Genomic DNA, 14,164 nt, shown 5'->3' with positions numbered 1-14,164 from the left:
GTTACCCCGGGTTGCGGCGCCCTCCGGGCGCCTCACCCGGGGCTATGCATGGTCCGGCCCTCCGGGCCGAACTTGGCCGATTGGTCCGATCTTCTGGCTTTTCTCGCGGACGGATCCGTCCGCGAGAAGAAGTAGTCCGCGAGAGGGGGCAGCCTGCTGGTTTTGCGGAAGCGGCGGTTGGTCTGCTTACATATCGTCGTTTTGTTTGACGAGGACCTGTTTGAGGACGTCGTCACAGCGGCCGCAGTGGTGGCAGTTGGTGGCGCAGTCGCCGGCGATGTCATGCCAGTTGGCGGGGAAGCGGCTATTGTCGACGGCGTAAGGCGAGAAGATGGACGAGAAAGACGGCTCCATCAGGTCGAGGAGATTGCCGCGGAATTGCCTTTCGCTGTAAGCGCCGATGACCATGCGCGGATGCGAGTGCTGGCGCGTGGCCAGCTTGACCACGGGGACGTACATTTCGTAGCGGTGGATATCTTCCGGGCGGATCCACGACGCGCGCAGAAATTCCAGGCGGTTGGCCTCGTTGCCGTAGAGTTTCCAGCAGAGATGGGGCATGAAGCCGCGGGCGTTTTTGATCTCGTCGATTTCGGCGTCGTGGGCGACGAGGTTGTCGTGGAAGCTCTGGTATGGGCAGTTGCGCAGGCAGCCGCTGTTGGCGAGCATGCAGAGAGTCTTGCCGTTGGCCTGGCACCACTGATGGAATCGCTCGACATTGGCCAGGTTGCGCTGCAAATCGCGGCGGATGTGGAAAGAGTCGAAGATGTCCGCCAAGTACTCCATGGCCAGGGTGGAGTCAATTCGCATATTAACTGACGCGCGCAGGTCGATGCTCGCAAAATGTTTTTTCAGGGTCGTGGCGATGAATGGGCTGGTGGTGGTGACGACTTCCGGCAGGAGATCAAGGCTGCCGAGATAGTCGACGATGGAGCACACTTCATTTTCCAGCTTGCAACTGACGGCGTAGGCGCCATAGCAGTTGGCGTTGAACAGCAGGTCGAGCTTGATGCCCATGGCGCGGAATTGCCGCAGCTGCTCTTCGAGCTCCTCCTGTGCCGCCCAGTCGATAGCGCCACGAATATTGCCCAGCGCGGCGCGGCCAGTGGCCATGCCCGTCCAGGGAAAATACACCTCGGCAATATGCTCGCGGTAGTCCCGGACGATGTTGCTGAAAGGCTCGCCATTTTCAGGTTGCTGATAGCCGATGGCAAATTTCATGGTGTGGTCACTACTTTGTTGATGGCTGGGGCCACAGGGCGCTCATGTTGCCGCAGTGGCGCTGCGAATGGCCTGGCGAAACTGCTCAATCTGCTCCTGCAGGCGCGGGAAGAAATCATCCGGCGGCGCTTCCATGCTGAAGCCGATGGCAAAATTTTCTGGCACGGCGAAAGCGACGGCGATGTGGCTGATGTACTGGTTGATGGCGTAGTTGTTTTTGCGGACGCGTTCTTTTTCAGCCAGGAAATTCTCGATATTTTTCCAGCGGGCGACGCCGTGTTCCTGGAAGGGAAAGTGCCGTTCGAATTCGCTGGCATTGCTGCCGGTGGCTTGCAGGCAGACGGCGGTAGCTGACACGTATGGCGTGTAGAGGCATTCGAGGGGATGCTGCACTTCGCCGGGGCGGTCTGCTGACATGCGCAGGCGGCAGTGGATGGCGTTGGGGGCGAGCTCGGAAAAGGTCAGCGTCGCCTTGGGGAAGGCCTTACGCAACAGCCGCAGTTGCTTGGTTGCTTCATTGAGCGCGATGTTGGTGCGGCTGAGCCGGGCCAGTTCCTGAATCGCCACGCCCGGCAAAAAACGGTTCGCGCTGTCTTTGACTAGAAAGCCACGCGCGCATAAAGTTCGGATGAGATTATGCGCGGTGCTTTTTTTGAGGTCCATGGCCTCAGCCAGTTCATTGAGGCGGACGCCGTTGGGGGCCTCGGTGGCGGCCCGGAGGATGTCAAGCGCCTTCAGAACGGACTGGACCATGTCGGAGTTGGGCATAGCTGTGCAGTGTCCTCAATCGACGTCGCTGCTGTGGCCTTTTTGGCCGCGGAAGATGGTGCCGGGGGCGTATTCGGGCTCGGTGCTCCAGTCGACGGTCCATGCTGGGCGACGGCGGAATTTCTGTTTGAAGGTATTTTGCAGGACGCCACGACTTTCGAGGCTGATCATGCATGCACGGGTGCAGCCGCGGGCGCCGCAGACGGCCTGTCCGGTGTTGTAGAGATTGCGGGGCTTTTTGAAGAATGGGCTCCATTCGCCGGGCTTGGAGTTGGCTTTTTCCTGCAGGTAGGGCTTTTCCTGCGGCTGATCGGTGATCTGGGCGCCGCGGAAGGTGACGTCGCATTTGGCGGTGTCGATATTGGCCCATTCGACTTCGTGGCCGGCAAGATTGACCTTCACGGTGTTCTTGGCGTCAAAGCACTGCCCGGGGCAGTTCTTGACGCAGGCCATGCAGCGGTTGCAGAGCTGTGGGCCGTCGTAGATCGGGTCGGGAGCCAGTTCGAGGTCGGTCAGCACGATGCCGAGGCGGTTGCGCGGGCCGAACTGAGGCGACAGGAACATCTTGCTGAAGCCGATTTCGCCCAGGCCACTCAGATAGGCCGCGATGCGCAACTGGATCATAATGTCCGGGGTGGCCTGGCCTGGGCGTACGGGCCGGCTGTAATTCTTCGGTGTGTAGCCATCAGAGTCAATGCCGCGCCAGTCGCTCTGGTGCCCCATGGGAATGGCTTCGTAGCCTTGATCCTCAATGGTCTTCGATAGGTTGATGACCGTCATCGGCATGTACAAATAGGTGATGCCGCCGTAGCCCATCGACGAGTAGTTGCTGAAATACGTGCCTTCTTCAATGCCTCGCAAGCTGCCGCGCTCGACACGGAAGACCATGCCGATGATCGATTTGCACTCCGGCATGATCTGCTTGGGGTCCATTTGCAAAGGCGCCCCGGCCCAACGCTCGATGTTGCCAATGCCAACCGCGTCCGCACCCATCTCCAGGGCCTTGCGCTTGACGTAATCGGCCGCTTTCACCGGATCGCTCAGGTCGATGTCGTTGAATGTCCTGCTCAGTACTGCCATGGTCGCTCCTCGTTTGGCTGGGATTTATGCTGTTGTTCATCATAGATGGACAAACATCCACAAAAGGCAAAATCACGATAATGCCGAGAAGGAAGATTGCAAGCTATTCAGCGCGGAAAAATGACGCGGGGGTAATCGGTCAGTGTACACCCCGGTGGGGAAAACACCGGGGACAATGTGCAGGAAACCCACGGCCCGCCGCCGCCCAGCCATTACCCATGGGTGGCTAACCAGGCAGCGGATTTCATAGGAGCAATGCTCTTCACATAGCATGCGGCAATCGCCGGCCATGAGTTGATTGGTAACCATGCACAAGATCATTCGCCGAAATTTTAAGCACCGAAGGCGCGCCCTAAGATAGCCCAGGGCAAGCGCCCGCAGGGCGCGTCGCCCTGGGTAAGGTGCCCCAACCCAAAAGAGCCCTGAATGGGCGGCCTAAAAGACCTGCGGCGAAGGGTCACAGCGCAAAATTGCGGCAGCAGTCAATGAGTTCCATTGCCTCTTTGGCCCCAGTCAGCTGCGCCGACTGGGGCCAAAGAGGCCGAGGAACACGGCCTTAGTTGGCGCTTTACCCAGGGCGGCGCTCCGCCTTCGGCGTCGCTTGCCCTGGGCTACGATGACAGCGCCCCTCCAGGGCGCTTGCCGCTTCGCGGCCAGGGAAATGTTGGCCGGCGACAAGGTATGACATGAAAGAGCGTTTGCACTGCAATGTGTAAACGTAATTTGTGAACGGCACCTTAGCCCCAGTTGGCGATGGTTTGGGTGACGGCGGGGCTGTTGGAGAGTGCGGCGAGTTCGGTCTGGCGGGCGCGGCGCTGTTCGGGTGACGACTGCACGGCGAAGGCTGCTGCGGCATTGCGTTTGAGCTGGGTGGCGCCGGCGTGATCCAGGGCGGTGCCGGCGATGAGGCGGCTGAGTTCGGCGGAGGGCATGCGGAGGAGTTCTTCGGCATCGACGGCGTAGTCGCCGTGAGGGGCGGCGGGGCGGCGAGCGTCGTATGTGTTATTGGCACTGGCACTGGCACCGGCACTGGCACTGGCACTGGCACCGGCACTGGCACCGGCACTGGCACCGGCACTGGCACCGGCACCGGCACTGGCACTGGCACTGGCACTGGCACTGGCACTGGCACTGGCACTGGCACTGGCACTGGCACTGGCACTGGCACTGTCGTCTGGGCAGCAGCTGGTGCAGGTGGAGCAGGCGAAGAGGGTGGGTCCCAGGGCGAGTTGTTCCAGCCAGGACAGCGGCCCGCGTTTTTCATTGGCGAGCCAGCTGCGGCATTTGCGGACCGTGAGGATGCCGTCCTTGCCGATGGCGTGGGTGGGGCAGTTGGTGATGCAGGCATGGCAGTCGCCGCAGTGGAGAGAGGTCGGCGGGGTGAGGACATGCTGAGCTAGATCAAGGCTTGAGAAGAGCACGGCGAGGTGGGCCTGGCAGGAGTGGCCGGGGGTGCGTAGGAGTCCGTTGCGGCCGCGGACGCCCAGGCCGGCCAGGAGCGCGAGTTCTTTTTCCATCACGGGCTTGCTGTCGACGCAGGCATCGAATTGGGCGTCGGGAGAGTTGTCGCCGGCGATGGCGTATCTGAGCTGGTCGAGGATAGTCTGGCCATGGCGGTGGTAGTCTACGCGGAGGGCGTAGCGGGCAATGGTCGCGGCGGGGTGGCCGGGGCGCGCCGGCGGGAGCTGCAGTAGCGGTGATGCCGGGTCGGGCTGGGGTGAGAAGCTCAGAACCAGCAGACTGCGCGCCCAGGGTCGCGCGGCGAAGGGATCGGTGAGGATAGCCGACCAGCTGTCCAGATACGGCAGGGCGCCGACGTTACCGGCCTGCCGCCATGCGTCCAGGCGCTGCTTAAGCGGCGCCATTGAGCAGCTGTCGGCTTTCAGGCAGGCGATCTGGTTGGCGCCGCAACGGGCGGCAAGGTCGCGATAAACTGACGCCTGCTCGGGTGGGGTGTCGGTCGGCATGGCAAGGCGCCTGTTCACTCAGAGCGTGGCAAAGAGATCGCGGATTTGCTTCTCGCGGGTCTCAATGCTGCGCACGAGATGGAACTGCACTCTGGCGCGATGGAGGTTTTGGCCGTCGTGGTTGACCTTGAAATAGACATCGCCGGCGAGATAGTCGGCAAAGAAGCGCAGACCGAGCTCGAAGGCGATGAGTCTGGTGGCGTCGTAGAGGTAATAACGGTCGGCGTCAGTGAGGAAGTCTTTGGCCTGGGCACGGTAGCCCTTGAGCAGTGCGGCGCAGAGATCGGTGTCGAAATAGATAGTGGAGAAGTCCTTGGCCTCTTCGCCGGCGGGATTGCAGCAGGAACGGAGGCAGTCGCCGATGTCATAGTGTACCAAGCCGGGTTTGACGGTGTCGAGGTCGATCATGCAGGTACCCTTGCCGGTCATGTCGTCAATCATGACATTGGCGGTCTTGGGATCGCCATGGATGGGGCGCAGCGACAATTCGCCGCGCACTTTGGCGTCTTCAAGGATGCTACACCAGTCGCGGCGTTCTTCAATGAATTTGAGTGCGTCGCGGACGACTTGCGAGCCGTTCAGGCGCTCTTTGCCGATGTTGCCCTGGAGGGCCGAGTCGAGCTTCTGCAGGTAGCTCGGGGTGATGTGGAAGCCTTCGAGGGTGTCGTGCAGGCGGTCGCAGGGAAAGTCGCTGATCAGGCGGTGGAACTGCCCGAGCACCGCGCCGATTTCGCGCGCGTGTTCAGGGCTTTGGATGCACTCGTAGGAATGAGCGGAAGCGATGAGGGTGATGGCGCGCCAGTAATTGCCATCGCCGTCAAGTGCGTAGTCTTTGCCGTCTTTGGCGGGGATGACGCGGGGGAGCTGCCAGATGCGGTCGGCGTTGTCCTGCTCTTCCTCCATGCGGTGATGGACATGCTGGGTGATCAGCCGCATGTTGTCCATGACTTTATCAGGCGATTTGAAGACGTTGGTGTTGATGCGCTGGAGGATGAAGCGCTCTTCGGAAAAGATCGTGCGGAAGATGACCAGATAGGTGTCGTTGACATTGCCGGAGCCGGTCGCTTCGGTTGCCACGAGGCGGCCATCGACTTGGAAGCGCTGAGCCATGAAAGCAGATTTCATAGGGGTCCTGGGCTGATATGTGGAGTGTAGGTTCAAATGCGGGTAATGGGCACAACCGGTCGCGACCTGCCAGCGTTCTTTGCTGGCCTGGTTAGGTTGCATGACTCATGATGACATAGCGGCCACTTTCAATCAGAAACGTAGCGCGTTAAGGCAAGGTTCGGAATATAAATCCGAATGGTTCTTTGACAAGGATCGCGCCGAGCGCCAAGACGGGAAGCGTGTAATGCCTCACCCATTGATACTGGATGCACGACATGCCTCTCGCTGGCGCGGTGGGACGCGGCGTGCCTCGCCAATGTGGCGCCCTCCGGGCGCAATTCTATGTTGCTGTCATACCCCGGGTTGCGGCGCCCTCCGGGCGCCTCACCCGGGGTTACGCATGGTGCGGTCCTCCGGGCCGAACTTGGCCGATCAGGCGACTTGCTTTGCCGGTTCGGGCCGAAAACCACCATCATTCAATATTCATGTTATTGTGCCGTAGGCGCTCCCAAGAGGTCCTCAAGCAGTCCCTGGCGTCCAAGGCGTCATTCCACACGGTCCAATTCGTCCCCACGGTCCAATCCATGGGATCATGCCTCATGAGTCCGTGAGTCCTCGCCCCAGTACGCCGCGCCAATTAGTCCCCACGGTTCTAGGCGTTCCTTGGAACCGCCAGTATCAATGGGTGAGGCATTACGGGAAGCGTAATCGGTCATTGCTGCATTCTCAGGCTGAGAGATGGACTTTTCCAGCGTAGGCGGTTTATTAGTTGCTTGATATTTTGATAGCGGTGCGGCGTCGTGCCGGCAGAATTGTCGGTGTGCCTTCGCCAGAACGTGCCGGCGGGCCTGCCGGCGTTTATCGACACAACTGCGACCAACGTGTGCTATGAGGTTACGGGAAAGGAACGAACATGAGCTTTCGCAAGGTGATTTTCGTGCTGGCGTTGATGTTGGCGTGGGTGGGCATGGCCCAGGATTTGGTGTTGCTCCAAGGCATGGCTCGGGGATCGACCAGCCAGTTTGAACGGGACCGTTATTTTGCTGTCTTCCGCCGCAATTACGAGGCACTGGGGGTTAAATTCAAGATACTTCAAGACGACGCGGTGACGGTCGAGGCCTTGGGGGGCGCCAAGTTGGTCGTGTTGCCCTATAACGCGCCGTTGCCGGCGGGATCTCTGGCGGCCTTGACAGCCTTTGTGGCGCAGGGGGGCAAGCTGGCGGTGTTTTATCATTCGGATCCGGCGCTGCTGTCGCTGCTTGGTATAGACCGAGTGACCTATTGTGGCGGTGACAATATGAAGGGGGCCGCCAGCATCCGTTTTACGGTGGGCGCACTGGCTTTTGCGCCGGAAGTCCTGCCGCATCCGTCGTGGAATATCATGGAGCCAATGCTCAAAGCTGGCAGCGCTGCAAAAGTCATCGGCCATTTTATCTCTGCCGATGGCCAAGACATGAAGCGGGCGGCGGTGGTGCTGAGCGGCAGTGGGTTGTACTTCGCGCATGTGTTGCTTACGGAGGACGCCGGCGCTTCGCGGCGTTTTCTGATGGCACTAGCCGGCCATTTTATTCCGGGCCTGTGGGAGCAAGCCGTGCAGGCACGGTTAGACAAGCTGGGCAAAGTCGGCGGCCTGAACGGCATGGACGATCTGCAGGCGCGGCTGCGGCAGCTGAATCACGAGGAGGGCAACCGCCTGCTGGTGCAGGCTCGCAGCTGCCTGGACGGCGCGCAAAACTTCCGCAGTCAGCGGCGCTATGGCGATGCTTTGGCCAAGGCCGAGGAGGCGTTGGCTTTGACGCGGCGTGCCTACGTGGTGAGCAGTCCATCGCGCTCTGGGGAGCTACGTGGCGTGTGGATTCACTCGGCCTACGGCATCGCCGACTGGGGTTGGGACAAAACGGTGAAAGTCCTCGCCGACCAGGGCTTCAACGCCATTTTTCCGAACATGCTTTGGGGCTACGTGGCGGATTATCCCAGTGAGGTGTTGCCCGTGCATCCGCAGGTCGCCACTGCTGGCGACCAGATCCAGCTGTGCCTGGACGCCTGCCGGAAGTACGGCCTGGAAATGCACGTGTGGAAGGTCAACTGGAACATGGGCGGGCATACGCCGGAGGAATTGCGCCAGCAAATGGTCGCCGCCGGACGTACGCAGATGACCAACGACGGCAAGGAAACGCGTTATCTGGCACCGCATATCCAGGAAAATTTCGACCTCGAAGTGGCTGCCATGCTGGAAGTGGCCCGCAAGTACCCGGTTGATGGCATTCATTTCGACTACATCCGCTACCCGGGCGCCGATGCCGATTTCAGCCCGAGTGCGCGCGAGGCTTTCGAGGCCGTGCTGGGTCGCGTGGTGCCCGAGTGGCCCAAGGACTGCATGAGCGGGGGTGCGTTGCGGCGGGAATACAACACCTGGCGGAGCAACAACATCAGCCGGCTGGTGGAAACCGTGTATCGCGAGGCGAAGAAGATTCGCCCGGACGTCATGGTATCGGCGGCGGTGTTTCCGAACTGGGACAGCGCACCACACAGCATTGCCCAGCAGAGCGACGAGTGGGTCGCCAAAGGCTGGCTGGACTTCATCTGCCCCATGAATTACACCGTGAGTAATACGGCTCTGGAGCGTGATCTGCGCCGGCAGTTGGCCAGTGTTGGTCAGCGCATGCCGCTCTATGCCGGCCTGGGCTCCTTCTTGCATGAAGATGCGGCGCTGACGACCGAGCAGATACAGCTGTCGCGTCGTCTAGGCGCCGCCGGTGTCATCTGTTTCCAGCACAGCAGGGGCTTCGCAGAGAATTTTCTGCCGGACCTGGGCAGTGGCCCGACCTCGCAGGCTACTGGCAAATTGTTGCCGCATCGCTGGCCGGCCATACGGTTTACTCGCGTCGGTGTTGCCGCTGGTGCGGAGCGCGACTACGTCGAGGTCGGGGAGCGCGTCGAGTGGCGGGTTGCCCCGGCTGCCGGGGTCGGGCTTGCCCATGGCGTGACGGTGGCCTTGGCGAACGACGGGGAGCACAGCGAGGAACCGGTGACGGTGCGTATGCGTGGTCGCGAGCTGCACTGTTCTTTCACACCGGCGCGCGCGGGCGCTTTTCAAGTGGAGCTGAGCGACAAGCAATGGGGTTTGTTTGCGCGGTCGCCGGCACTGGCTGTGCTGAGTGCTGATGAGTTAGCCGAGCGGCGTCTGCAGGAAGGCCCGCCCGTATTCCGGGGCGAGGGCGGCCTGCGGGTGGGCGTTTGGCATCACGATGCCTATGGCGCTGCGATCATCCTGGCGGCGTTGAACGCCGAGGGTGGCTTTGACGCCGCGCCGCTCTACAACCTCAAGGCCGCGTCGCTGCAGGCATGCCAGGTGGTGATCTTGCCGCAACCGCGGTCAAAGGGCGAACAGTTCCGAGGCGAGGAGTACAAGCTGTTGCTGCGTGACTATGTGTCGGGCGGCGGGCGGCTGCTGGTGACACACGCGTTGGTGGGCATTCGTGGCTACCCCAATGCCTTTCCCGAGCTGGTGGCGGCTGCTCTGGAGCCTGCGCTACCTGGGGCCGAGTGGCGCCTCAAAGGTCGTCACCCGGCAACGGTCGGGCTTGGGCCGGAAACATTCAAGTCCACTTTTGGCGACCGCATCGTCATGACGCCCGGTGCCATGGGGCGGGTGATCGCCGAAGCGCCTGGCGGTGAGGCTGTGATGGTCGTCGGGCAGGTCGGCAAGGGCCGCTATGCGGCTTGCGGACTGGGATTGGCCATTGGTCCGAAGGACAAGGACTGCGAGCTGTCCGCTGCGGAACGGACGTTGTTGCTGAGCACCCTGCGTTGGCTGGGCGAACGCGCGCCCATGCCGAGGGACAAATGACGGCGTTGCATGGAACAACAGGAAACAACGGTGGCGATGTCGTATACCCGTAGATGCCTGCTGGTCATAGTCTTGTTGCTGATCGCCTGTGTGGTGAACGCCGATGAACTTGGCGCGTCCCTGCACCTTGAGGGCCGCATGGCTTGCCAGCGTGGTGTTGCGCGACTCATCACCTGGCAGGATGCCGAAGGCAGCTGGCAACAGGATCCCGGGCTCACTGCTCATGCCGCACTGGCGCTGACCGCTGCCGCTGGCGAGTTCCTAGACGCACAAGCGGCGCGTCAGCGGGCGCTGGCTTTTGTGCAGGAGAGGCTGCTGCGAGCGGCGACACCGCTGTCGCCGTCTGCGAGTGAAAACGAACAACAGGTGGCGGTTGGTGCCGTGGCCATGGCGCTGCGGCTGTTCCTGCGGGAAGGCGCCCTTGTGCCGCCGGAGAGTGTGGGGCGATTACGGGATATCGTTGCGGCGGGCAAGGTACCGGCGGCAGACGCCATGATCGTTCTTGACGCACTGCTGCTCATGCAGCAAACCAATGCGGGGAACGCGGTGTTAGTAGGCGCCAAGGCGGGATCTGAGTCCGTTCATTTGTCGAATCAACTGCTGGCGAACATCATCGCCAATGGTGATGATGCGGTGCCGGCGGGCGTGCGCCTCGCCGCGCGGATGGCTACTGGCGATGTCACCGTTGGCGCCGCGGCCCGGCGGCGCCTGGAAGGGGTATCTGGCGATGGCAACGGAGCGCTTCTCGCTGAGCTGTACTGGCTGGCGCGGGTGCTCTATGCACAAGGTTCTAGCGGAGATGACACCGCTGCCTGGCGTACGCAATTGATGACGGTATTGCTGGAAATGCAGCGTGGCGATGGCGGCTGGGGGCGCGTCGGTGACAGTCCAGCCGCGCGCATTGTTGACAGCGCCTGGGCGCTGCAAGCGCTAGCCGTGTTGCTGGCGGCTGCGCCGCAGGGGGGGGAATGGCATCGCTAGGGACCGGAAGGTGACACAACGTAATCGGTTAGTAGCCGTTCACTAATTACGTTTACACTTTTCAACGCAAACGCTCTATGATGAAATGCCTTGCCACCGGCCAGCATGTACATCGCCGCGAAGCGGCAGAAGCGCTGAAAGCGCGAAACATACCAGCCCAGGGCAAGCACGCTGAAAGCGTGCCTGGAGTTTGGCAAAACTCGACCTTGCGCCGTAGGCGCTTAACCATGCTTAACCCCAGGCTTTAGCCTGGGGAAATGGCTCACTCCCGGAATCCGTGCCTCGTAGAGGCACTACTTTGCCTAACTTTCGCCAAGGACTCTGAAAAATGTTCTTTTTGATCAATCGACTGCGCCAGCAGTACCAACTGGCAGTATAGTCAGAGCCCCATCTTGGAACATCGAAAAAACGGCTTACTATCAGCCATGTTCTCTCTCACCCCATGAACGAAAACTGCAGCGATAGGCAACGTGGACGCCAAAACTGTAGTGCCTCTACGAGGCACCGTCTTTTGGTGGTTGTCCACCCCAGGCTGAAGCCTGGGGTTAAGCATAGTAGTGCGCCTACGGCGCAGCAAAGCCAAGCCAGTTTTTCTTCGTTCCGGCTCAAAACCGACCAGAGCCGGAACGGTTTTCCCGCGCCGCAAAATGCCAAACTCCAGGCACGCTGAAAGCGTGCGCCGCCCTGGGTAGCGCGCCATATTGGTCCGCGTTCCTCAGCCTCTTTGGCTTCAGTCGGCGAAGCTGACTGGAGCCAAAGAGGCAATGGAACTCATTGATTGCTGCGGCAATTTTGCGCTGTGACCCTTCGTCGCAGGTCTTTTAGGCCGCCCCTTCAGGGCTCTTTTGGGTTGGGGCACCTTACCCAGGGCGACGCGCGCCGTGGGCTATCTTAGGGCGCACCTTCGGCGCTCAAAACCTCGGCGAATGATCTTGTGCATGGTTACCAATCAACTCATCGCCGGCGATTGCCGCATGCTATGTGAAGAGCATTGCTCCTATGAAATCCGCTGCCTGGTTAGCCACCCATGTGTAATGGCTGGGCGGCGACTGGCCGTGGGTTTCCTGCAAATTGTCCCCGGTGTTTTCCCCACCGGGGTAGTTACTGGCCGATTACGACACAACACCGTCCCGTGGGGGGGGGACGATGGCGTCAGCCCGAGTGCGCGCTTCTGCTGATCAGAGGCTATAGAAGTCCTTGATGGCCTCCCAGCCTTCCTGGGCGGTTTCGCAGTATCGGAAGAGCTTGAGGTCGTCGGGGCAGATCAATCCCCGTTCGACGAAGGTGTCCCAGTGGATGAGCTCTTCCCAGAATTCTTTTCCGAAGAGCAGGATGGGCATTGGGGGTATTTTGTGGGTCTGCACGAGGGTGAGGGCTTCGAAGAGCTCGTCCATGGTGCCGAAGCCGCCGGGAAAGCAGCTGAGCACCTTTGCCCGTTTGAGGAAATGCATCTTGCGGATGCTGAAATAGTGGAGCAGAAAACTCAGTTCGGGGGTGATGTAGGGATTGGGGTGCTGCTCGAAAGGCAGGGTGATATTGACGGCGGCGGAAATGCCGCCCATATCTGCCGCGCCGCGGTTGCCCGCTTCCATGATGCCGCCGCCGCCGCCGGTGATGACGACGAGTTTGCGCGATTCGCAATCGCGGCTCTGGCATTCGCGGGTGATCAACGCGGCAAAATCGCGAGCGACCTGGTAGAAATGACTTTCCCTGAGCATGCGTTCGGCGCGTTTGACGGCCGTTTGGGCGCTGGCTTCGCCGGGTTTGCGGGTCAACTCATCCTGCGCGTCCTGAAGGTGTTTTTTGGCGACATCCGGCGGGAGGGTGCGGGCGCTACCGAAGATGACAATGGTGGATTCGACCTGATGCAGGTCGAGCATGTAATCGGGTTTGAGGAATTCCAGCTGCAGGCGTACGCCGCGACAGACATCTTTTTTTAGGAAATCCAGATCTTCGTATGCTTTCAAAGGTATGGCTGGGGCGTTGCTGTCAGAGTCATGCATGGTGTTGCTGTCCTGGTGCTATCGTTAACGTCAAGGGCGCCGGCGTTGTGCCGGCGCGGTGGGCGTTTCATTTACATGGGCGGCGGGGGGGGCATGCCATCCGGGGGCATGCCGCCATCCATGGGCATGCCGCCAGCGCCGCGTTGGGCGGCTTCCTGTTTGCGGCGTTCCTCTTCGCGCATTTCTTCAATGATGTAGATGGGCATCCACTCTTTTCTATCGGCGACCCATTCGTACTCCATGGCTTTGAATTTCTTTTCAGTGATGGACTTGCGCAATTTTTCGCCTTCAATTTTGCGCTGCAGCTCATAGAGGATTTCTACGGCTTCCTTGCGGGTAATCCAGGTGTCGAGATTGGGATTTTTCACCGAGGCATTTTTTTTGCGCAGATCGGGCACGTAGTGTGCTTTGAGGAGTTCGCCGGGCAGCCGCATTTGTTTTTCGTCAAAGATGTAGTTGGCAATGCGGGCGTCGTATTTGCTGTTTTCGCGGATGACGTATTCGTCAATTCGCCGGGCATTTTCGTCGGCATAGAAGCGGGCTGAGGTATCTTCGTCCAGATCGCGGTGGTTGATCCAGCGGTTGCCGACACGGATGCGTTCGGGTGAGAGGTTCTTGAAAGTGCCGGAGACTTCCACATTGGCGCCGTAGCCACCGCGGAGGGTGAAAGACACGGAGTCGCCTACTTGGTGGAGCGGGTACTTTTCCTTGGCCTCAACGGTGAATTTTTCGCGCTCCTTGGCGGGGAAACGTTTATCGGCTTCTTTTTTGAGGATTTCGTCAAGGGCTTCCTCAACGGCTTTGCTGGGCTTGTACTTTTCAGGAACTGGCCATGACCAAGGCGGGGTGATTTTCCATTGTTGGGCGAGGATTTTGACGATTCCTTCGTGGGTCACCAGCCGGTCCAGTTCGGCTTGGACTTCCTGTTCGATTTCCTTTTCGATCTGGGTGCGCTCAGCCTTCCAGTCGTCTTCGAGGGCGGCGTCGTCGTCGGCGGCCTCTTGTGCCTGGGTGAGTTGGCTGGCGACCAGCAGAATAGCCACGCAGCATAGACGTCCAAGGTGATAAGTGAAGTGTTTCATGGTCATATTGAGCTTCCTTCTTATGCGACGGGTTGCGCGTCAGGTTGGTATAGACTGCTGGCTTTGATAATACAGGCGAATAATAAAGGGCAAAATGTAGCGCAATGC

11 protein-coding genes are annotated in these 14,164 nt (G+C 60.4%); 3 read left to right on the top strand and 8 right to left on the bottom strand.

What is annotated here, in order from left to right; genetic code table 11:
• Nucleotides 1–186 precede the first annotated feature (186 nt).
• The 6 genes from J3R75_RS02270 to J3R75_RS02245 form a co-directional block, all read right to left on the bottom strand.
• Entirely contained in the window at nt 187–1,218 is a 1,032-nt protein-coding gene (locus tag J3R75_RS02270) for a hypothetical protein (RefSeq protein WP_307259693.1), read from the bottom strand.
• Nucleotides 1,219–1,260: 42 nt separating this feature from the next.
• On the bottom strand, nt 1,261–1,986 hold the full coding sequence (locus J3R75_RS02265) for a helix-turn-helix domain-containing protein (RefSeq protein WP_307259692.1): 726 nt from the start codon (nt 1,984–1,986) through the stop codon (nt 1,261–1,263).
• 15 nt (nt 1,987–2,001) lie between these two features.
• Complete coding sequence (locus tag J3R75_RS02260) at nt 2,002–3,066, bottom strand: hypothetical protein (RefSeq protein WP_307259691.1); 1,065 nt, start codon at nt 3,064–3,066, stop codon at nt 2,002–2,004.
• 72 nt (nt 3,067–3,138) lie between these two features.
• Nucleotides 3,139–3,375 carry a hypothetical protein gene (locus J3R75_RS02255; RefSeq protein ID WP_307259690.1) on the bottom strand — a complete coding sequence of 79 codons (237 nt, stop codon included), beginning with the start codon at nt 3,373–3,375 and terminating at the stop codon, nt 3,139–3,141.
• Nucleotides 3,376–3,803: 428 nt separating this feature from the next.
• On the bottom strand, nt 3,804–5,033 hold the full coding sequence (locus J3R75_RS02250) for an epoxyqueuosine reductase (protein ID WP_307259689.1): 1,230 nt from the start codon (nt 5,031–5,033) through the stop codon (nt 3,804–3,806).
• 18 nt (nt 5,034–5,051) lie between these two features.
• The gene (locus J3R75_RS02245) at nt 5,052–6,158 is read right to left on the bottom strand and encodes a phosphotransferase enzyme family protein (RefSeq protein WP_307259688.1); all 1,107 of its coding nucleotides are present in this window, start codon (nt 6,156–6,158) and stop codon (nt 5,052–5,054) included.
• An 895-nt stretch (nt 6,159–7,053) separates the two neighbouring features.
• Here J3R75_RS02245 and J3R75_RS02240 point away from each other — a divergent pair.
• The 3 genes from J3R75_RS02240 to J3R75_RS02230 all read left to right on the top strand — a co-directional run bounded on the left by J3R75_RS02240 (nt 7,054) and on the right by J3R75_RS02230 (nt 12,149).
• Complete coding sequence (locus tag J3R75_RS02240) at nt 7,054–9,990, top strand: family 10 glycosylhydrolase (protein ID WP_307259687.1); 2,937 nt, start codon at nt 7,054–7,056, stop codon at nt 9,988–9,990.
• A gap of 9 nt (nt 9,991–9,999) precedes the next feature.
• A complete protein-coding gene (locus J3R75_RS02235) occupies nt 10,000–10,971 on the top strand; it encodes a hypothetical protein (RefSeq protein WP_307259686.1) in 972 nt (323 codons plus the stop codon).
• Between the two features lie 938 nt (nt 10,972–11,909).
• The gene (locus tag J3R75_RS02230; protein ID WP_307259685.1) at nt 11,910–12,149 is read left to right on the top strand and encodes a hypothetical protein; all 240 of its coding nucleotides are present in this window, start codon (nt 11,910–11,912) and stop codon (nt 12,147–12,149) included.
• Here J3R75_RS02230 and J3R75_RS02225 read toward each other — a convergent pair whose 3' ends face one another.
• Complete coding sequence (locus J3R75_RS02225) at nt 12,150–12,974, bottom strand: LOG family protein (RefSeq protein ID WP_307259684.1); 825 nt, start codon at nt 12,972–12,974, stop codon at nt 12,150–12,152.
• Nucleotides 12,975–13,045: 71 nt separating this feature from the next.
• Nucleotides 13,046–14,062: a hypothetical protein gene (locus tag J3R75_RS02220; protein ID WP_307259683.1), complete on the bottom strand. Its 1,017-nt coding sequence runs from the start codon at nt 14,060–14,062 to the stop codon at nt 13,046–13,048.
• Nucleotides 14,063–14,164: the final 102 nt, after the last annotated feature.

The organism is Oligosphaera ethanolica (assembly GCF_030814695.1).
Taxonomy (GTDB): domain Bacteria; phylum Verrucomicrobiota; class Lentisphaeria; order Oligosphaerales; family Oligosphaeraceae; genus Oligosphaera; species Oligosphaera ethanolica.
This window is presented reverse-complemented; position numbering and strand designations above follow the sequence as displayed.